General features: G+C 67.9%; 14 protein-coding genes, 1 tRNA gene and 1 pseudogene. 6 read left to right on the forward strand and 10 right to left on the reverse strand.

The features are described from left to right. Window positions 1-870, reverse strand: an 870-nt coding sequence (locus tag VIM54_RS08015; protein ID WP_331900352.1) for an ATPase, T2SS/T4P/T4SS family, incomplete at its 3' end; no start/stop codon positions are given. 450 nt (window positions 871-1,320) lie between these two features. Between VIM54_RS08015 and acs the strand changes: the two genes are divergently transcribed. Together acs and VIM54_RS08025 are read left to right on the forward strand one after the other, a co-directional pair. Continuing rightward, window positions 1,321-3,297, forward strand: coding sequence for an acetate--CoA ligase (gene acs, locus VIM54_RS08020; RefSeq protein WP_331900354.1), 1,977 nt, complete (start codon window positions 1,321-1,323; stop codon window positions 3,295-3,297). Between the two features lie 252 nt (window positions 3,298-3,549). Beyond that, window positions 3,550-4,452 (forward strand): DUF559 domain-containing protein, encoded by a 903-nt coding sequence (locus VIM54_RS08025; RefSeq protein ID WP_331900355.1) that lies wholly within the window; start codon window positions 3,550-3,552, stop codon window positions 4,450-4,452. 262 nt (window positions 4,453-4,714) lie between these two features. On the opposite strand, the gene VIM54_RS08030 is transcribed toward VIM54_RS08025, so the two are convergent. Both VIM54_RS08030 and VIM54_RS08035 read right to left on the reverse strand, forming a co-directional pair. After that, window positions 4,715-5,176: a RidA family protein gene (locus VIM54_RS08030; RefSeq protein WP_331900356.1), complete on the reverse strand. Its 462-nt coding sequence runs from the start codon at window positions 5,174-5,176 to the stop codon at window positions 4,715-4,717. Then, complete coding sequence (locus tag VIM54_RS08035) at window positions 5,176-5,337, reverse strand: hypothetical protein (RefSeq protein WP_187270801.1); 162 nt, start codon at window positions 5,335-5,337, stop codon at window positions 5,176-5,178. The genes VIM54_RS08030 and VIM54_RS08035 overlap by 1 nt, the downstream gene beginning before the upstream one ends. 50 nt (window positions 5,338-5,387) lie before the next feature. Here VIM54_RS08035 and VIM54_RS08040 point away from each other — a divergent pair, with 50 nt between their 5' ends. From VIM54_RS08040 to VIM54_RS08055, 4 genes are all read left to right on the forward strand, one after another. Further along, the gene (locus VIM54_RS08040) at window positions 5,388-8,000 is read left to right on the forward strand and encodes a transglycosylase domain-containing protein (RefSeq protein WP_331900358.1); all 2,613 of its coding nucleotides are present in this window, start codon (window positions 5,388-5,390) and stop codon (window positions 7,998-8,000) included. Between the two features lie 53 nt (window positions 8,001-8,053). After that, window positions 8,054-10,651, forward strand: coding sequence for a transglycosylase domain-containing protein (locus tag VIM54_RS08045; RefSeq protein WP_331900359.1), 2,598 nt, complete (start codon window positions 8,054-8,056; stop codon window positions 10,649-10,651). Between the two features lie 26 nt (window positions 10,652-10,677). Continuing rightward, window positions 10,678-11,619, forward strand: a complete 942-nt coding sequence (locus VIM54_RS08050) for a metallophosphoesterase (RefSeq protein WP_331900360.1) — start codon at window positions 10,678-10,680, stop codon at window positions 11,617-11,619. Window positions 11,620-11,663: 44 nt separating this feature from the next. Next, window positions 11,664-11,737, forward strand: a tRNA-Pro gene (locus VIM54_RS08055). 46 nt (window positions 11,738-11,783) lie between these two features. Here the strand turns inward: VIM54_RS08055 and VIM54_RS08060 are convergent. The 7 genes and pseudogenes from VIM54_RS08060 to VIM54_RS08090 all read right to left on the reverse strand — a co-directional run. After that, complete coding sequence (locus tag VIM54_RS08060) at window positions 11,784-12,461, reverse strand: thymidine kinase (RefSeq protein ID WP_331900362.1); 678 nt, start codon at window positions 12,459-12,461, stop codon at window positions 11,784-11,786. Then, the gene (locus VIM54_RS08065; RefSeq protein ID WP_331900363.1) at window positions 12,461-13,138 is read right to left on the reverse strand and encodes a response regulator; all 678 of its coding nucleotides are present in this window, start codon (window positions 13,136-13,138) and stop codon (window positions 12,461-12,463) included. Before VIM54_RS08065 ends, VIM54_RS08060 begins: the two co-directional genes overlap by 1 nt. Then, window positions 13,125-14,285, reverse strand: a complete 1,161-nt coding sequence (locus VIM54_RS08070; protein WP_331900365.1) for a hypothetical protein — start codon at window positions 14,283-14,285, stop codon at window positions 13,125-13,127. The genes VIM54_RS08065 and VIM54_RS08070 overlap by 14 nt, the downstream gene beginning before the upstream one ends. Continuing rightward, window positions 14,282-15,493, reverse strand: coding sequence for a sensor histidine kinase (locus VIM54_RS08075; protein ID WP_331900367.1), 1,212 nt, complete (start codon window positions 15,491-15,493; stop codon window positions 14,282-14,284). Before VIM54_RS08075 ends, VIM54_RS08070 begins: the two co-directional genes overlap by 4 nt. A 179-nt stretch (window positions 15,494-15,672) precedes the next feature. Further along, the gene (locus VIM54_RS08080) at window positions 15,673-16,737 is read right to left on the reverse strand and encodes an Rv2578c family radical SAM protein (RefSeq protein WP_331900368.1); all 1,065 of its coding nucleotides are present in this window, start codon (window positions 16,735-16,737) and stop codon (window positions 15,673-15,675) included. Window positions 16,738-16,768: 31 nt separating this feature from the next. Further along, a complete protein-coding gene (locus VIM54_RS08085; RefSeq protein ID WP_331900370.1) occupies window positions 16,769-18,448 on the reverse strand; it encodes an ABC-F family ATP-binding cassette domain-containing protein in 1,680 nt (559 codons plus the stop codon). A 296-nt stretch (window positions 18,449-18,744) separates the two neighbouring features. Further along, window positions 18,745-18,866, reverse strand: a pseudogene (locus VIM54_RS08090) (IS982 family transposase); the annotation flags it as partial.

An 18,866-nucleotide genomic window follows, 5' to 3' on the forward strand; every position in this document is an offset into this window, starting at 1 on the left:
GAGCCGCTCGAGCCCCAACTGGCCGGCGCCCTCGAGGTTGGCCTGCCGGGACTCGAGCGACACGAAGTGCGGATGCGCCACTCGCAGCTCGGCGACATCCTCGATCGCGATGATGCGGTCGGCCGGCGCCGCGCTCGCGAGCAGGGCCGCGAGCAGCGTGGTCTTTCCCGTGCCTGCCGCACCGGTGATGAGGAGGTTCTCGCGGCGGGCCACGAGCCGGGCGATCGTGTCGAGGGGAACCAGGGAGAAGAAGCCGGTCGCGTGGAGATCGGCGAGGCTCGGTCGGTCGACGCGCGGCAGCCGAATAGAGAGGAGCGTGCCACCGGTCGAGATCGGCGGCAGCACCGCATGCACCCGGATGCCGTCGTGCAGGCGCACGTCCACGCACGGGGTCGCCTCGTCGATGTGGCGTCCGCCGAGGGCGATGAGGCGCACCGCCAGCTCCCGCAGCTGGGACTCGGCCACGGCCGGCACCCGCTCCCGCTCGGCGCCCCGGCCGCGGTCGACCCACACCTCGCCCGGTCCGTTGACGAAGACGTCGGTGACGGCCGGATCCGACACGAACGGCCCGAGCGGGCCGAAGTCGGACAACTCCTCTCCGGCGATCCCCCGCCGCATCGGATCGCCCGACCGCTCGTTTCGCGGGCCGCCAGGGTAGTGAGAGGCGTCAGAGTAGTCCGGGCCGCCAGAGTCGTCCGGGCCACCAGAGTACTGGGCGCCGTGGGAGCGCTGTGCACCCTCGCCGCGTGGCCCTCCCGGCCTGCCCGCGACGAAACGCTCGGCCTGCCCGGGCGACGGCATCCGCTCGGACGGCTCGTCTGGCCCGGCCGGACCGGAGGGCGCCGGCAGCGAGTCGAAGCGATCGAACATCGCACGACCGTATCCGTCGGCGAAGCGCCATTCGACATCGCGGCGACCCCCGGTGGTGCGTCGAGGTTCGTGTGCCGCCGGGGAGGAGGGGACGCGGGAACCCTGCGCCAGCCCGCCCGTGCAGAGACCGAATTGTCTACCCGGGGCCGTCGTGTGCCTGCCCATTAAAAGAAGAGGGGCGGCGCCGGTTGGGGGGAACAGACGCCGCCACAGCAACGCTGGATTGGGGGGAATCACTACGCGCTGCTTACCGAATTTGCATTCGACGGGTCTCAGTGTACTCCAGCAAACCCCTCATGCAAGAGAAGATGTTCTCGCAACACAGCGCGTTCTCAGAGTGGGCGGCCCCACCACTGGTTCCGGGCCGCTACGAAGCGCAACCTGCGCTCGGTCTAGGATCGGAAAGACGAATACAACGGCCACCGCGCCGCACGCTCGAACAGGATAACGATGTCCAACACCTCCATCGACAGCCTTCAGCATGAAGAACGCCGATTCCCGCCGACAGCCTCGTTTTCGGCCGCCGCGGTGGCCACGAGCGCTCTCTACGACGAGGCGAAGGCGGATCGCCTCGCCTTCTGGGCCAGGCAATCCCGAGACCTGCTGCACTGGCACAAGGACTTCACCCAGACCCTCGACTGGTCGAACGCGCCGTTCGCCAAGTGGTTCGCCGACGGCGAGCTGAATGTCGCATACAACTGCCTCGACCGTCACGTTCTCGCCGGCAACGGCGAACGGATCGCCATCCACTGGGAGGGCGAGCCGGGCGACAGCCGCGACATCAGCTACGCGGAGCTCACCGCCGAGGTGAAGCGCGCCGCGAACCTGCTGACCAAGCTCGGCATCGGAAAGGGCGACCGGGTCGCCATCTATCTGCCGATGATCCCGGAGGCAGTCGTCTCGATGCTCGCCGTCGCCCGCGTCGGCGCCGTGCACTCGGTGATCTTCGGCGGCTTCAGCGCGGAGAGTCTCCGCTCCCGCATCGACGACGCGAGCGCCAAGCTCGTGATCACCGCAGACGGCGGATGGCGCAAGGGGCGCGTGAGCCCCCTCAAGCCCGCAGTGGATGGCGCCCTCGCGAAGGAGGGCGACCTCACGGTGGAGCACGTCCTCGTGGTGAAGCGGTGCGACAACGACGTGGAGTGGACCGAGGGACGAGACCTCTGGTGGCACGAGGAGATCGACACCGTCGACGCCGAGCACGAGGCGGAGGCGTTCGAGGCGGAGCAGCCCCTCTTCATCCTGTACACGTCAGGCACGACGGGGAAGCCCAAGGGCATTCTGCACACGACCGGCGGCTACCTCACCCAGATCGCGTTCACCCACAAGAACGTGTTCGACCTTCACCCGGAGACCGACGTCTACTGGTGCACCGCCGACGTCGGCTGGATCACCGGGCACAGCTACGTCGTCTACGGCCCGCTCGCCAACGGGGCGACGCAGGTGCTCTACGAGGGGACTCCGGACGCGCCGCACCCCGGCCGCTGGTGGGAGATCATCCAGAAGTACGGCGTGACCATCTTCTACACGGCGCCCACCGCCATCCGGTCGTTCATGAAGCTCGGCCGCGAGATTCCCGACTCGTTCGATTTGTCGAGCCTGCGCGTGCTGGGAAGCGTCGGCGAACCGATCAACCCCGAGGCGTGGGTCTGGTACCGGGAGGTGATCGGCGGGGGGAACACCCCGATCGTCGACACCTGGTGGCAGACCGAGACGGGCGCGATCATGATCTCCGCGCTGCCGGGCGTGACGATCACGAAACCCGGCTCGGCGCAGGTGCCGATACCCGGCATCACGATCGAGGTGTTCGACGAGGCCGGAACCCCCGTCCCGGCGGGCGGCGGCGGCCTGCTCGTCGTGACCGAGCCCTGGCCGTCGATGCTGCGGGGCATCTGGGGCGACCCGGAGCGCTTCACGGAGACCTACTGGGACAAGTTCGCCACGGTGCTCGAGGCGCCCGTGTACTTTGCGGGGGACGGCGCCCGCCTCGACGAGGATGGCGACATCTGGCTGCTCGGCCGCGTCGACGACGTGATGAACGTCTCTGGCCACCGCCTCTCGACCGCCGAAATCGAGTCGGCGCTCGTGTCGCATCCGATCGTGGCCGAGTCTGCGGTGGTCGGGGCCGCCGACGAGACGACCGGCCAGGCCGTCGTCGCGTTCGTGATCCTGCGCAGCGAGCATGTCGAGCACCAGACACCGGATGAGGCGAGCGCGTTGCTTCGCGCTCACGTGTCCGAGCAGATCGGCGCGATCGCGAGACCGCGGGAGATCTTCATCGTGGCCGAGCTGCCGAAGACCCGGTCGGGCAAGATCATGCGCCGTCTGCTTCAGGATGTCGCGGAGGGACGGGCCATCGGCGACACGACCACGCTCGCCGACACCTCGGTGATGCAGATCATCAGCGACAAGCTCACCAAGGGGTAGTGCGGCGCGGCTCCGTAGCGTTTAGTGCGGCGCGGCATCCGTCCCCGGTCCCCGTCCCTACGCGTTTCTCCGGAGGTTTGAGGCCGAAAGCCGATTGTGCACGTTCACAGTGGTCGGTTTCGCGATGAATCGGGGAAACCTCCGGAGAAGCGCCGGGGGTTGCTCCCTGCACAGGGGGGAGCGTGGGCCGTTCGTGCACAGACGCCGCGCGGTCGGCCTTCGTGCCGGAGCCGCGCGAACATACTGACGCGCATGCATCGACAACTGCCGATTGATCAGTTCGTGCGGGCATCCGGTGGCATTGCGCCTCGACAACAGATCCTGAACGCCGGCCACTCCCCGAACGCGATCGCCTGGAATGTCGGGCAGGGTCGGCTGGTGCGAGTGCGCCGGGCCTGGTACGCACTGCCGGATGCCGAACCAGACCGGGTGAACGCCGTGCGACTGGGCGGGCGGCTCGGCTCGTTCTCCGCCGCGGCAAGTTACGGAATCTGGCGCGGTCTGGATCGCGATCTCCACGTCAGCTGGAAACCGCACGGGAACGTGGCCAAGCCGGGTCGCGTGCAATTCGACTTCCCCACCTCCCGCAGTCTCCCTCCAGGGCGGAGCGTGATTTCTCACTGGAGGGTCGATGGATTCGACGAGGGGCCGGATGCCTGGCGCGAGTCGGTGCCGCAGACCCTCGCGCAGATCCTCCTGTCCGCGGACCAGACCGCCGCGATGTGCTCGTGCGACTCCGCGCTCAACCGGGGGCTGCTCGACGTCTTCCAGCTGTTCGAACTCTTCGAACGACTGCCTCGCCGGTTTCGACGGCTTCGCCCACTGCTCGATGAGCGGGCGGATTCGGGGCTCGAGACCATCGTGAGGCTGTGGTTGGTCTCGATCGGGCTCGGCGTGCGCTCGCAGGTCATGATCGGTGGGCGCGCGGTCGACCTTCTGGTCGGTACATCTCTTGTCATCGAAACCGACGGGCGCGAATGGCATTCCGAGGAGGAACGCTTCAACAGCGACCGTATCCGCACTGCCCAACTTCAGTCGCGCGGCTACACGGTCATCAAGCTCAGCTATCTCATGATCATGTTCAACTGGCCGCTGGTCGAGGCCGTGGTGCGAAGCGCCCTGCAGTCCGGCCGTCACCTAGACTCCGTGCGCTGACGGCGGCAACCGCGTCGAGCCCGCCGCTGCTCGAGTCCCCGCGCCGCAGCATCCGGACCCCGCGCCGCATCCTGACCCCCGCAGCATCCGGACCCCGCGTTTCTCCGGAGGTTTCGCATCACGAGCTCGACTTGCACGTTCAAACTCGACATATTGCCTCGAAATCACGGGCGGAACGCAAAACCTCCGGAGAAACGCGCGGGAGGCGGAGTGGCGCGGGGACGCGACGAGGTGCGGAGGCGACCGAGGAGGGCCGCGGGGGCTACGCGAACTCGAGGATGAGCTCCACCTCGACGGGCGAGTCGAGCGGCAGCACGGTCACGCCGACGGCGCTGCGCGCGTGCACGCCGAGGTCGCCGAAGATCTCGCCGAGAAGCTCGGATGCCCCATTGATCACGCCGGGCTGGCCGGTGAACGAGGGGTCGGATGCCACGAAACCGACGACCTTCACGACGCGCGTGACGCGGTCCAGGGATCCGATCGCCGACTTCGCCGCGGCGAGCGCATTGAGCGCACAGGTCGCCGCGTAGCCGCGGGCGTCCTCGGGGGTGACGGTGGCGCCGACCTTGCCGGTGGCGGCGAGGGTGCCGGCCACCATCGGTAGTTGGCCGGAGGTGAACACGAGGTTGCCCGTCACGACCGCCGGAATGTAGGCGGCGACAGGCTTCGCCACGTCCGGGATGGTCAGTCCTAGTTCGGCGAGGCGGTCATCCAATTTCGACATCAGGCGTCTTCCTTCTTTTCGCGCTTGAGGTAGGCGACGAGGCCGCCCTCCGGTCCCTGCACCACCTGAACGAGCTCCCACCCGTCGGATCCCCAGTTGTTGAGAATGGCCGCCGTGTTGTGCACGATCAGGGGGGTTGTGACGTATTCGAAGCTCGGCATCACGGCATCCGTTCAGGTTCAGTTCGGGCAGTAAACGTAGCTTTGATTGTATGGGTGAAGATTTGCGTCGCTCCGGCATGCCCACAGTGGTGGCCGGATTCTTTGGTCTCAGCGTGCTCGCCGGCGTGCTGGTGATGGCAATGGTGACCCCCGCGGTGGCCGTGACGAGTCAGACCGCCGAGGCATCGATGACGGTGTTCGACAAGCTCCCCGACTATCTCGCGCTCGGCTCCGGCTCGCAGCAGAACACCATCTACGCCACCCGCGCCGGCGCCCCGGTGCAGATCGCCACCATCTACAACCAGAACCGCCAGGAGGTGGCCTGGGATGCCGTGTCGCCCTTCCTGAAGAATGCGGCCGTCGCCGGCGAAGACCGCCGCTTCTACAAGCACGGCGGCGTCGATGTGGAGTCGGTGGCCCGCGCGGCGATCGGGAACATCGCGAGCAACGGCATCACGAGCGGAAGCTCGACGCTCGACATGCAGCTGGTGAAGAACATCCTCGCGCAGCAGGCGCTGCAGGTCGATGACCCCAAGGCCCGGCTGGTGGCGTACCAGGCGGCGATCGACGACACCCTGCAGCGCAAGCTCAAGGAGATGAAGCTCGCGATCGGCCTCGACAAGACGTACTCCAAGAAGCAGGTCCTGCTCGCCTATCTCAACATCACCGGCTTCGGCGGCAACACCTACGGGGTGGAGTCGGCGGCGCGCCAGTACTTCAGCGTGCCGGCGAAGGACGTGACGCTCCCGCAGGCGGCGAGCCTCATCGCCATCGTGCAACAGCCCAACCGGCAGAATCTCAGCGACCCCAAGTATTACAAGGCCAACAAGGTGCGGCGCGACCAGATCCTCACGGCGATGTACGACGTGAAGGACATCACCAAGAAGCAGTTCGACGAGGCGATCGCCACCCCGATCGCCTCCGAGGTGAAGATCACCGCCCCGAGCAGCGGATGCCTGTACGCCGCCGACGCGAAGTTCGCCTGCGACTACGTGAAGCGACTCGTGCCCACCCTCGCCTCGCTCGGCCCGAACGCCGCGGCACGGACTGCGGCGTGGGCCAACGGCGGCTACAAGATCTACACGAGCATCGACCTCGACCAGCAGGATGCCGCCCAGGCCGCGCTGACCAAGAGCGCGCCGGCCAACGAGTCCCGTTTCGCGCTCGGCGCCTCGGCGGTATCGGTGCAGCCGGGCACGGGGAAAATCCTGATCATGGCCCAGAACAAGGAGTACGACAACTCGGCAAACGGTGACCCGCTCACGACCACGGCCGTCAACCTCAGCACCGACCGTTCGTACGGCGGGTCATCCGGCTTCCCCACCGGATCCACCTACAAGATCTTCACCCTTACCGACTGGCTGCAGAACGGCCACGGCCTCAATGACGTCGTCAACGGGAGCGTGCGATCGTTCCCGCAGTCGAGCTTCAAGGCTCCGTGCGACCCGGGGGCGCTGAGCGGCTCTCCATACGCGCCCAAGAATGACTCCTCCGGCGAGGGCGGTCCGATGACGGTGCTCAACGCGACGAAGAATTCGGTGAACGCGGCGTTCGTGGCCATGGCGCAAAAGCTCGACCTGTGCGACATCCGCTCCGACGCGACCGCGATGGGCGTGCACCGTGCGGACGACACTCCGAAGAAGCCGTCGCTCCTGCACGTCGACCCGTCGTCGGTGCTCGGCACCAACGAGATCGCTCCGCTCACCATGGCCGCCGCGATCGCCACGATCGGGGCCAACGGCCTCTACTGTGCCCCGACCATCGTCGACAAGATCGAGGGGCCGGATGGCAAGGAGCTGGCCGGGCAGCAGTCCAACTGCAGCCAGACCGTCACCGCGAACATCGCCTCCACCGTTGCCTACGCCCTCTCGACCGTCTTGAAGTCCGGCACGGGAGCCCCGGGCGCGCCCAAGGACGGCGTGCCCATCGTCGGCAAGACCGGAACGACGGACGGCTCGTACCACAACTGGCTCATCGCCACCACGACGAAGGCGGCGCTCGCGGTGTGGGTCGGCAACATCCAGGGCACACCGAGCCTGCGCACGACCAAGAACCCGCAGGGCGACCAGAGCCTGCGCAACATCAGCATCGCCGGAACGAACGGGTACAACACCAAGTTCAACATCTTCCGCGCCACCATGAAGTCGCTCGACTCCAATCCCGCATACAAGGGCGGCGCGTTCCCACTGCCCGACCAATCGCTGCTCAAGGGTCGTGGCGTGCCGGTGCCCGACGTCACCGGCCAGCAGCCCGCCGCGGCGAAGACCCTGCTCGAGAGCCTCCAGTTCACGGTCGCCGACGGTGGCCCGGTGCCGTCTTCCGTTCCTGCGGGCCAGGTCGCCAGGACGGACCCGCCGGCCGGAACCGTCGGGGCGCTCGGCGACACCATCACCGTCTACACCAGCGACGGAACGCTCGCGACGACGATGCCGGATGTCGTGGGCACCGCCCGCGCCGCGGCGGTCACCGCCCTCGAGGCGGCCGGTTTCGCCAAGTCGAAGCTCAGCTACAGCTGGGTGTCAAGCGCCGCGGCCGACCTGTGCAAGGTGCTCGCCACCAACCCGGCGGCGGGCGCCCAGACGGGCACTGACGCATCCGTGGTTCTCACGATCGGCAACGGCGGCTCGGTGAATGGGGCCGACCCCGGACCGCTGTGCCCCTGAGCGTCGCCCCAGACCCGGCACGACGCCAGTTTTGATCGGTTACCCTAAGTTTTATGTCTGCCCTCAAAGTGAAGCCGTCAGGCGTGATCGGCGGCCTCATCGGCCTCGTCGGTTTCAGCGTGCTTGCCGGCGTGCTCGTCACCGCCATGGTCACCCCAGCCCTCGCCGTGACAAGCTCGGCCGCCAAGGGCGCCATCGGCCTCTTCGACAACCTCCCCGACTACATCCAGATCGGTGGCCAGTCGCAGCGCAATGAGATCTATGCGCTCCGTGCCGGCGCGCCGGTGCCGATCGCCACGGTGTATGACCAGAACCGCCAGGAAGTGGCCTGGGATGGCGTGTCCCAGTTCGTGAAGGACGCCGCGGTCGCCGGCGAAGACCGCCGGTTCTACCAGCATGGCGGCGTCGACCTGCAGTCGCTGCTGCGCGCCGGGGTCGGCTTCGTGACGAAGACGGGAACGACGGGAGGTTCGACGCTGGCAATGCAGCTCGTGAAGAACATCCGTGTGCAGCAGGCTCTGCAGGAGGACACCCCGGCCAAGATCAAGGCCGCCTATGCGGACGCCATCAAGGCGTCGCCCGACCGCAAGCTCGCGGAGATGAAGCTCGCCATCGGCCTCGAGAAGCGGTACACCAAGAACCAGATCCTTCTCGCCTACCTCAACATCACGGGTTTCGGCGGCGTCACCTACGGAATCGAGGCGGCGGCCGAGCGCTACTTCAGTGTCAGCGCCAAGGACGTGACCCTCGCCCAGGCCGCGAGCCTCGTGGCGATCGTGCAGCAGCCGAACGACCAGCGGCTGGACAACCCGGCGCACTATCCGGTGAACAAGCTGCGTCGCGACATCATTCTCGGCGACATGCTGGAGCTCGGCAAGATCACCCAGAAGCAGCACGACGAGGCGGTCGCCACCCCGATCGCGTCCTACATCAAGCTGAGCCTGCCCAACAACGGCTGCCTCAACGCCGCGGACGCCAAGTTCTTCTGCGACTACGTCGTGCGCAACGTGACCAACCTCACGGCGCTCGGCGCGAGCAAGGCCGAGCGCGCCGCCAACTGGACGCACGGCGGGTACAAGATCTACACGAGCCTCGACCTCGACCAGCAGGACGTGGCCCAGGCCCAGATCAACAAGACGACCCCGAACACCGAGACTCGCTTCGCGCTGGGTTCGGCGGCCATCGCCATGGAGCCCGGCACCGGCAAGATCCTCGTGATGGCCCAGAACAAGGACTACAACAACACGAAGGATGCGACCGCGGCGCAGACCTCGATCAACTACAGCACCGATCAGGCCTACGGCGGTTCGACCGGATTCCAGACCGGATCGACCTACAAGGTCTTCACGCTCACCGACTGGCTGCAGAACGGGCACGGGCTGCAGGAGCGGGTCGACGGCACACCGCGCACGTTCGCGCCGAACTCGTTCAAATGCAAGGGCCAGCCAACCGGGTCGGTCTATTCGCCCAAGAACGACAGCGGAGGTGAGGGCGGCTCGAGGACGGTGCTCTCCGCCACCACGAACTCGGTGAACGTGGCCTTCGTCGCGATGGCCCAGAAGCTCGACCTGTGCGACATCCGGGACGACGCGACCGCGATGGGCGTGCACCGGGCAGACGGCAAGGAGCTTGAGGCGATTCCCTCCTCCACTCTGGGCACCAACCAGATCGCGCCCCTCTCCATGGCCGGTGCAATCGCCACGATCGGAGCCGGCGGCGTGTACTGCGCCCCGACGGCCGTCGACAAGGTCGTGGCTCCGGATGGCAAGGAGCTTCCCGGCCAGGAAAAGAACTGCACGCAGGCCATCGACCCGAAGATCGCGGCGACCGTGGCGTACGCGCTCAAGACGGTCTTCACGGCCGGCACGGCCACCTCGGCCAACCCCCGCGACGGCGTCGACCTCGTGGGAAAGACCGGAACCACCGACGGTTCGTACCAGAACTGGCTCATCGGCACGACGACCAAGGTCGCCCTGGCCGTCTGGGTCGGCAACATTCAGGGAAATCCGGCCAAGCGAACCGCAAAGAATCTCGGTGGCGAGCAGAGCCTCCGGCAGATCAGCGTGGCAGGCTCGAACGGTTACAGCCTGAAGTTCACCATCTTCAAGACGGCGATCAAGTCGCTCAACGCCAACCCCGCCTACAAGGGCGGATCGTTCCCCGCGCCCGACTCCGCACTGCTCGCGGGGCGCAGCGCGATCGTCCCCTCCGTGGTCGGCCAGTCACCGGCCGCCGCCCAGGCGCTGCTCACGAGCCTCCAGTTCAACTATGCGGACGGTGGTCCAGAGGCCTCGGCCCAGCCAGCCGGCGTGGTGTCGCGCACCGACCCGCCTGCCGGCACATCGACCAGCCTCGGGCAGACGGTGACCGTGTACACGAGCGACGGTTCCCTGGCCACGACAATGCCCAACGTCGTGGGTCTCGACCTGCAGAAGGCGGATTCCACGATCGCGTCGTACGGCTTCAACCCGAGCAACATCACCTACACGTGGATCGCGGGGTCGCCCGGACCCGGCGCCAACCAGACCTGCACCGTCGCGAGTTCCAACCCCGCGGCCGGTGCCGCGGCCTCCAAGCAGGATCCGATCACGCTCACCGTCTACGGCAAGCCTGACGGCACCGAACCGGGTGGGGGCGCGTGTCCTCACTAGGCGGCGAGCGGAGCGCCGGCCGGGTCGTGACAACGGCCCTGGCCGGCGCCGCCGTGGCCGGGCTCGGGGCGCTCGCCTGGGGCAGCCTCGTGGAGCGCAATCGCTTCACGCTGCGTCGCCAGGTGGTCCCCATCCTTCAGGCCGGGGCCCGGCCGCTCACCGTGCTTCACATCTCGGACCTGCACATGGCCCCGTGGCAGCGCGCCAAGCAGGAGTGGGTTCGCGGTCTCGCCGTGTTCGAGCCTGACCTCATCGTGAACACGGGAGACAACCTCGGGCACGAACGTGGCAATGAGGGCGTGGAGTACGCCCTCGAGCCATTCCGGGGCATCCCGGGCATCTTCGTGCACGGCTCGAACGACTACCACGGCCCGGTGCTCAAGAACCCGTTCACGTACTTCACCGCGCCCTCCGAGAAGGGCCATCACGCGCCGAACCTCGACACGAGGCGGCTGAACGCCTTCTTCGAGGGCCTCGGCTGGCTCCAGCTCGACAACACCGCGCGCGCCATGAGCATCAAGGGTTCACGACTCGAGTTCCTCGGCGTGAACGACGCCCACATCGGCTGGGACAAGCTGGAGCGGATCCCGGGTGCGATGGACGAGATGCGGGAGAACGTGGGCTGGCAGGACGAGGAGGGCGGCCCCGACCCGGTCACGATCGCCGTCACCCACTCCCCGTACCAGCGCGTGCTCGACACCTTCGTCACCTACGGCGCCGAACTCATCTTCGCCGGACACACCCATGGCGGCCAGGTCTGCGTGCCCGGCTACGGTGCCCTGGTGACCAATTGCGACATCCCGCGGGAGCAGGTCAGCGGCCTCAGCCTCTGGAAGCACGCCGGTCATGTGGCCTATCTGAACGTCTCCGCGGGGCTCGGAACCTCCATCTACGCCCCCGTCAGATTCGCCTGCCCGCCGGAAGCGACGCTGATGACACTCGTCGCTCGAGATTTCAGCTATTCTTGATGAGGCTCAGGGTTGGAACCGCGAGGTTCCCGCTCTCAGTCGATCGGGGTGTGGCGCAGTTTGGTAGCGCGCTTCGTTCGGGACGAAGAGGTCGTGGGTTCAAATCCCGCTACCCCGACACACAGCAAAGGGCCGCAGATTCTGCGGCCCTTTCGCGTTGGTGCCTACTCGAAGTCGGGATCCGGCGCCTCGCCGTAGGCCGTCTCGGCCGGCTCGACCAGCACGCGGCGGCGACCGCTGCCGAGGAGTCCCCTGCTCTCCTCGAGGTAGCACGCGCCGCAGAGCGACTCGTACGTGACGGTGAGCCCGTCGATCGCCACCTGGTCGCCGTCGAAGATGAACTCGCCGTCGATCTTGCGCGCGTTGAAGAGCGCCTTGCGCCCGCACCGGCAGATCGTCTTCAGTTCCTCGAGCGAGTGGGCGGTCTCGAGCAGCCGCCGGCTGCCCGGGAAGGCGACAGTCTGGAAGTCGGTGCGGATGCCGTACGCGAGCACCGGAACCCCCTCGAGGATCGAGATGCGCAGCAGGTCGTCCACCTGCTGCTCGGTGAGGAACTGTGCCTCGTCGATCAACAGGCAGCTCACGTCGAGTCCCGTCGCGGCACGCACGCGGCCGCGTTCGCGCTCGAACGACTCGTAGATGTCGTCGCCAGGACCGACGACGAAGTCCACCGGCCGACTCACGCCGAGGCGGGAGACGATGTTCGCATCGCCCTTGGTGTCGATCTGCGGCTTCGCGAGCAGCACCTGCTGCCCGCGCTCCTCGTAGTTGTACGCGGCCTGCAGCATCGCCGTGCTCTTGCCGCTGTTCATGGCGCCGTAGCGAAAGTAGAGCTTGGCCATTACTCGAGGTATCCGTCCTCGGCGGCCCGGCGGATCAGTTCCGCCTTCTTGCTCGCCGGTCTATTTGCCTTGGCGTACTTTTCGCGCACCCGACGCAGGTAGGTCTTGGCGGTCTCGTACTGCACATTCATCTGTCGTGCCACCTCGATCGTACTGAGGCCGGACACGTACAGCTTAAGGGCCTCCGCCTCGCCGTGACTGAGCTTCGGCCTCGACTGCTGGGTCGCGCCGACGGGCAGCGGCCGCCAGTCCTTCTGCAGGTTCTCGCCCGTCTCCACCCCCATGACAGCCCGCGCCGTGTCCATCACGTCGCGCATCGGCAGGGTCTTGGAAAGGAACGCGGATGCCCCCGCATCGAGGGCGCGATCCCTCGCCTCGCGCGTGTCCAGGCTGCTCAGCACGATCACCTTCGCGCCAGCCGCGCGGCAGGTGCGCACGCGCGCCTCGATCGACACCGGTTCCCTCAGTTGGAAGTCGATGAAGACGAGCTCGGTCGGAAAATTGTCGCTGTGCACAAGCTGCAGCCAGGTGTGAGCGCTCAACACGAGGTCGAAGTCCGGGGCGTTGGCGCCGATCCAGCTGCTCAGGCTGTCGAGCAGCACCTCGTGGTCGTCGAGGATCGCGAGCCTCACCCGGCTGCCGGGGCGGGCGGGCGTCGGAGAGTTACTGGTGCTCATAAGAAAACCTTAGGGTGAGGGTCGGGGCGTCGAAGTCGATCGACATGTCAGTGAATACCGAGCGGATAACCGCGAAGTACGGGGCGAAATTCGAGCGCAGCAGGAAGTCGCTCAGGCTGAGGTTGGCCACGAGACGGCCGAGGCACTGGCGCCCCGATGCCGTGAGCGAGATCCGCAGGTCACTGCGGTCGAAGTTGGACGTCTCGATCAGGGCCACGAGCAGCGCGCGCAGCGCCGTTCGCTGGTCGGTGGCCATAGACGCGGCCAGGCGGTCCTCGTCGTCGACCACGACCTTGGCGGCGCCGGATCGTCCCGGCCCCGCGCCGCCGGCGAGCTCGATCACGTTCTCGAGCCAGCTGCGATCCACCTCTTCCACCATCACCCGGCGAATCGAGTCGGCGATCTGCCGAGCCCTGGCGCGGTCCTGGTTGGAGATCCGTCCGGTGGCGAGGAGTTCGGTGAAGAACGGAAGCACGTCGCGATTGAGGATGGTCACCCGGTCTTGCTGCACGCTGCGGGTCACGCCATCCCGCAGCTCCTTGACCAGGCCGACGGAGGCCTCGGCGGCGCGGCGTTGCCAGCGGGCGATGGATTCGACGATCTCGCGGGAGAAGACGGCCGACGCGTAGCCGAGCGAGAGCAGCGGCACGATCGCCACGATCACGAAGACGATCGGCGGCGCCGTCGTCGACAGCTGCGGCGCCTCGAGCAGGGTGAGAAAGCCGAGAAGGAGGGCGGAGACGGATGTCCCCACCACGATCTCCTTCGCAGGACGATAGGAGCCGAGGGCGACGAGAAGCACGCCGAGGCAGATCGCCCCCCAGTCATCGCGAATCGACTCGTTCCGCGTCCAGTGTCCGAGTGCCTCGAACAGCGCCGCCGCGAGCGCGAGCCCGTGCACGACGAAATGGGTGCGCGCGGTGAGCGGTGCGCGATAGGGGCTCGCCATGGCGATCAGGATGCCGCCCGCGGCGGCGAGGGCCACGAGCGCCCCCACCGCGAACATCGGGTTGGTCACTTCGCTCGCGCCGAGCGCCGTCAAGACGAGGGCGTACACGAACGCGCCGACGCTGAGGGCGATTGTCACGATGCGGATTCCGGTGGTGCCGGCCGGATCAAGTTGCTGCCTGGTCCGCTCCCGCATCACGAGCCGCCCTCGACCAGCGAAGGACGAACGGCCGGCACCCGGATCATGATCGAAGTTCCGCGTCCGGGCGTCGACCAGACCTGGACGGCACCGCCCACCGACTCGATGCGACGTCGAACCGAGTTGCGCAGGCCCAGTCGGTCGGCACCCGCGTCCGCCTCGGAGAAGCCGCGGCCGGAGTCGATCACCATCACCGACACCTCCGCCTCCGAGCCGTAGACGGCCACCTCGGCCCGATCCGTGCCCGAGTGACGCAACACGTTCACCAGGCATTGCTTCACCGCGAGGCCGAGCGCGGTGGATGCTTCGCGGTCGAGGCGGGACACCGCGGAGAGGTCGCCCGTCGACTCGATGTCGATGCCCATCGCGCGCGACTCCTGGATCGCGGCGAACAGCCCGCTCTGCTGCCAGTCCGTGCGCGATCGGGAGTCGACCTCGGGTGACTCGTCGCTCAGCCATTCCTCGCCGATCAGAATCTGCAGGTCGCGCTCGATCGGGTCGCGGAGCGATCCGATCGGGGTGCCCGGCGCGGCTCCCGCGATGGCGGCGAGGTGGCTGAGCACCGTGTCGTGCATGAGGGCCGCCGCCTTGAGCTCGATGCGGTAGCGCATCGCCGCGAGCTGTTCGTCGCGCGCCGCCCGGTAGAGCAGCGGCTGGGAGAGGCGCGAACGCCGACGGCTCAGGTGGGCGAGGGACAGGATTCCGACGGTGGCCGCGACGGTGAGAAGGGTCGTCGCATCGAACTCGTAGCGCTGCCCGCTCCGCAGGATGGCGAGAGTCGACGCGATCTCGGCCGCGGCATACCCGGCCACGCACCAGGCGATTCGCACCGAGACGCCCCGGCCGACGCCGCCCACCATCACGAGCGCGATCTTGGACAGCGCGATCGAGAACGCGTCGCTCGACACGATCGGGTCTGTCTGCGAATAGAAGGTGAGGATGTACCAGTAGACGCAGGCCGCCCCGACGATGAGGTAACTCGCCGCGTAGAACGACGATCGCCTCCGGTCGTCAAGCCACAACAGGGCGAGCATGGGAAGCAGGGCGATCATCGCCGGCCAGAGCACGTCGTCGGGGCTCGCTGCCTGAAACGCGAACGTCGCAAGGAGGCTGCCGATCAGGCTCGAGAAGCCGACGGCGTGGATCGCCTTCGCATACGACCGATTGATGGATTGGGGCGCCAGATGGGACGGCAAACCGAGGGTCATGCATCATCCTCCTCGTCCATCGCCAGCGTGTTCAGTATGACACCAGCTGGCCTGCAGCTGTCCCCCGATTTGCGCCCAGATATTGCACATATTGTCGCAATCCGACCCGTTCTGTGCCCCGTCGGCCGCCGCGTCCGCCGGCCTGGGCGGGGACCGGGCTGGGCCAGAAGCGGGTCGGGCTAGAAGAGGGTCGGCTGGAGTTCTGGCGGCAGTTCTTCCGCGATGAGGGAGCCGGCCCCCGGCGTGCTGCCGAGGGCGCGCGACCGCACGGCGCCGGTCGACGGGGCGGCCGTTCCGCGCTCGAGGCCGTGCGCCCGGATCAGCGGGGCGATCTTCGCGGCGAGCCACCGGCGATAGCCCTTCGGCGCATAGGGTCCGGCCGCGTACAGCTCCTCATAGCGCGGAACGAGCTCCGGCCGCGCCCGTGCGAGCCACTGCATGAACCACTCCTTCACGCCCGGCCGCAGGTGCAGCGCCGAGTACAGCACCGACGTCGCCCCGGACGCCCGAATCTGGGCGAGCGCCGAATCCAGGTGGTCTCGAGTGTCGGTGAGATGGGGCAGGATCGGCATCATGAACACGGAGCACTCGAGCCCGTGGTCGCGCGCGGCGGTGACCGTCGCCAGTCGTGCAGACGTCGTCGGCGTGCCCGGCTCGACGGTCTGCTGCAGCTCGTCGTCGAAGATCGCGATCGACATTGCCAGGTCGACCGGAACAAGCGCTGCCGCCTCGGCGAGCAGCGGCAGGTCCCGCCTCAGGAGTGTGCCCTTGGTCAGGATGCTGAACGGCGTGCCAGAATCGGCGAGCGCCGCGATGATGCCGGGCATCAGCCGGTAACGGCCCTCCGCGCGCTGGTACGGATCGGTGTTGGTGCCGAGGGCCACCGGATGCGCGCCCCAGGACGGCCTGGCGAGCTCCTTCGCGAGCACCTCGGCCACGTTGACCTTGACGATGATCTGGCTGTCGAAGTCCCGGCCGGAGTCGAGGTCGAGGTATTCGTGCGTGCTGCGGGCGAAGCAGTACACGCAGGCGTGGCTGCAGCCGCGATACGGGTTGATCGTCCAGCCGAAGGGCATCGCGCTCGCCCCGGGCACGCGATTGAGCGCCGACTTGGCGAGCACCTCGTGAAACGTGATTCCGGCGAATTCGGGCGTCTGCACGCTGCGCACGAGGTTGGACAGCTTCGCGAGGCCGGGCAGCGCGGCGGACTCCTCCGACCCCAGTTCCTGACCGCTCCACCGCATCCGGGTAGTCGAACACAGTTTCGAATGTGCGTCAAGTCGCGGGACGACCGTCGATCAGGTTCAGCCGTTCACCCGTCCAGCGGCGTCGCAGCCACCGGTCATGACTCGCCACCACGATCGCCCCCGGGTAGCTGCCGAGAGCCTCCTCTAGCTCGGTGGCGAGGGCGAGCGAGAGGTGGTTGGTCGGCTCGTCCAGCAGGAACACGTGCGGAGGCTTCGCGATGATGAGCGCGAGGGCGAGCCGTCGCTGCTGCCCGGTCGAGAGCCGCCCCACCTCGCGATCGAGGTCGCGCGGCGCGATCAGTCCGAGGCTCGCGAGGGTGAGGCTCTCCGCGCGCCTCTCCCCCACGGCACGCTCGTAGATGCTGCGGGGGGACGCCGACGGATCCCCGAAGCGCACATCCTGCTCGAGCATCCCCACCCTCAGCCCCCGTCGGCGGTGAAGGGTCCCCGCATCGAGTGGCAGCGCGCCGGCGAGCGCGGCGAGCAGCGTGGACTTTCCCGCCCCGTTGCTTCCGGTGACCAGCAGGCGGGCGCCCGGCTCCACCCGGAACGACGCGAGCTCGAGTCGCCCGTCGACCCGGGCATCGGTGAGTTGGAGCAGGATGCCGTCGTCGAGGGCGTGCGAGCCGTGCGGGATACCCGAGAAGGCGAGCAGCTCGGACGGCCGCAGCACCTGATTGGCGGTCAGCTCGTCGAGTCGACCCTGCGCGTTGCGCACCCGCCGGCTGATCTGGCGCGCCACGGTGCCCGACTTGAAGTCGTAGCCCATCTTGTCGTTGTCGCGCGGGCCACGGTTGTGGGCGACCTGCCGCGCGGTCGTGTCGACGGCGAGCGCGAGGCGGCGCAACTCCTCCCGCTCGGCCGCGAACTGCTCCTCCCAGCGCGACCGCTCGGCCGCCTTTTCCACCAGGTACGCGCTGTAGGCGCCGGTCGAGGGCCCGGCCCCGAACCGGCGCGGACCGCCCCGCGACGGGTCGATGTCGAGCAGGCCCGTCGCCACATCGTCGAGAAACTGCCGGTCGTGGCTCGCGAACAAGACCGGCCCCCGCCAGCGTGCCAGCTGCCCCTGGAGGTAGACGGCCGCCGAATCATCGAGATGGTTGGTCGGCTCGTCGAGCAGGAGCGCCTCCGGCCTGCCCAGCAGCAGCGCGGCGAGAGCGAACCGGGACCGCTGACCTCCCGAGATCTCGTCGAGTCGGCGCGTCACCGGGATGTCCGCCACCCCGAGGCCGGCGAGCACCTCGTCTCGGCGGGAGTCGACCGACCACACGTCCGCCCGCTCGGCGGCGTCGAGGGCGGCGGCGTAGCGGTCGTCGGCCGCGCTCCCGGTGCCGATGGCGGAGGCCGCCCTCTCCAGCTCACGCTCGACCGCGCGCACGTCGGCGAGCGCCTCCTCGATGAGGTCTGCCACCGTGTCGCTCGGGCGGTGACGCACCTCCTGCCAGAGCAGACCGATGCGCCGCGGGCCCGTGACCACCCCGGCATCCGGCACCTCGGCTCCCGCCATGATGCGCAGGAGAGTGGACTTGCCCACCCCGTTCTCGCCGATGAGGCCGAGCCGGTCGCCCGGGTCGACCGAGAAACCGACGTCGGTGAGCACCCGGCGTTCGGCGTAGGAGTGCGAGACGCCGTCGACGCGGAGGTAATGGGTATGAGTGGTATCAGTGTGAGTGGTGGCGGTGCGGTGCATGGATGGCTGGGCCGTCATGGCGGAATCCTTCTCGAGCGCGAGTCGAACGATTCCCGCCGGGCAGACGCGAGCGTGATCCCGAGGCGCGCCGAAAGGCACGACCGAAAGGGGGAACCGCCGTCTACTGCGTCACACGATGGCGGGCCGGAGGGGCCAGGCCATCAGCCTCGGACGCGGGACTGGTAATTCGTCAAATCCACATGATCATCGACGCTAACAGCGCAGCCGGCCGCTGTAAAGCGCGGCGCTGTGAGGGCGGCCGCTGTAAGGGCGGCGCTGTAAAGATGCAGTGGCGCCGTCTAGATGAGTGAGTCCTAATGGTCGTAGGCGATGAGGGATCGTTTGTTGGGTTGGCCGGTGAGCCAGTTGTGCCAGATTCCGGCGGCGAGGGCGAGTAGGCGTCCGGCGACGCGGGAGTAGACGCCGGGGATGGTGC

It is taken from the genome of Lacisediminihabitans sp. (genome assembly GCF_036569425.1).
GTDB lineage: Bacteria > Actinomycetota > Actinomycetes > Actinomycetales > Microbacteriaceae > Lacisediminihabitans.

What these genes read in the sequence shown, in the direction of transcription:
- acs (WP_331900354.1), top strand. Translation starts at nt 1,321, where the DNA reads ATGTCCAACACCTCCATCGACAGCCTTCAGCATGAAGAACGCCGATTC.
- VIM54_RS08025 (WP_331900355.1), top strand. Translation starts at nt 3,550, where the DNA reads ATGCATCGACAACTGCCGATTGATCAGTTCGTGCGGGCATCCGGTGGC.
- VIM54_RS08080 (WP_331900368.1), bottom strand. Translation starts at nt 16,737, where the DNA reads ATGCGGTGGAGCGGTCAGGAACTGGGGTCGGAGGAGTCCGCCGCGCTG.
- VIM54_RS08085 (WP_331900370.1), bottom strand. Translation starts at nt 18,448, where the DNA reads ATGACGGCCCAGCCATCCATGCACCGCACCGCCACCACTCACACTGAT.
- VIM54_RS08030 (WP_331900356.1), bottom strand. Translation starts at nt 5,176, where the DNA reads ATGTCGAAATTGGATGACCGCCTCGCCGAACTAGGACTGACCATCCCG.
- VIM54_RS08045 (WP_331900359.1), top strand. Translation starts at nt 8,054, where the DNA reads ATGTCTGCCCTCAAAGTGAAGCCGTCAGGCGTGATCGGCGGCCTCATC.
- VIM54_RS08065 (WP_331900363.1), bottom strand. Translation starts at nt 13,138, where the DNA reads ATGAGCACCAGTAACTCTCCGACGCCCGCCCGCCCCGGCAGCCGGGTG.
- VIM54_RS08075 (WP_331900367.1), bottom strand. Translation starts at nt 15,493, where the DNA reads ATGACCCTCGGTTTGCCGTCCCATCTGGCGCCCCAATCCATCAATCGG.
- VIM54_RS08060 (WP_331900362.1), bottom strand. Translation starts at nt 12,461, where the DNA reads ATGGCCAAGCTCTACTTTCGCTACGGCGCCATGAACAGCGGCAAGAGC.
- VIM54_RS08035 (WP_187270801.1), bottom strand. Translation starts at nt 5,337, where the DNA reads ATGCCGAGCTTCGAATACGTCACAACCCCCCTGATCGTGCACAACACG.
- VIM54_RS08040 (WP_331900358.1), top strand. Translation starts at nt 5,388, where the DNA reads ATGGGTGAAGATTTGCGTCGCTCCGGCATGCCCACAGTGGTGGCCGGA.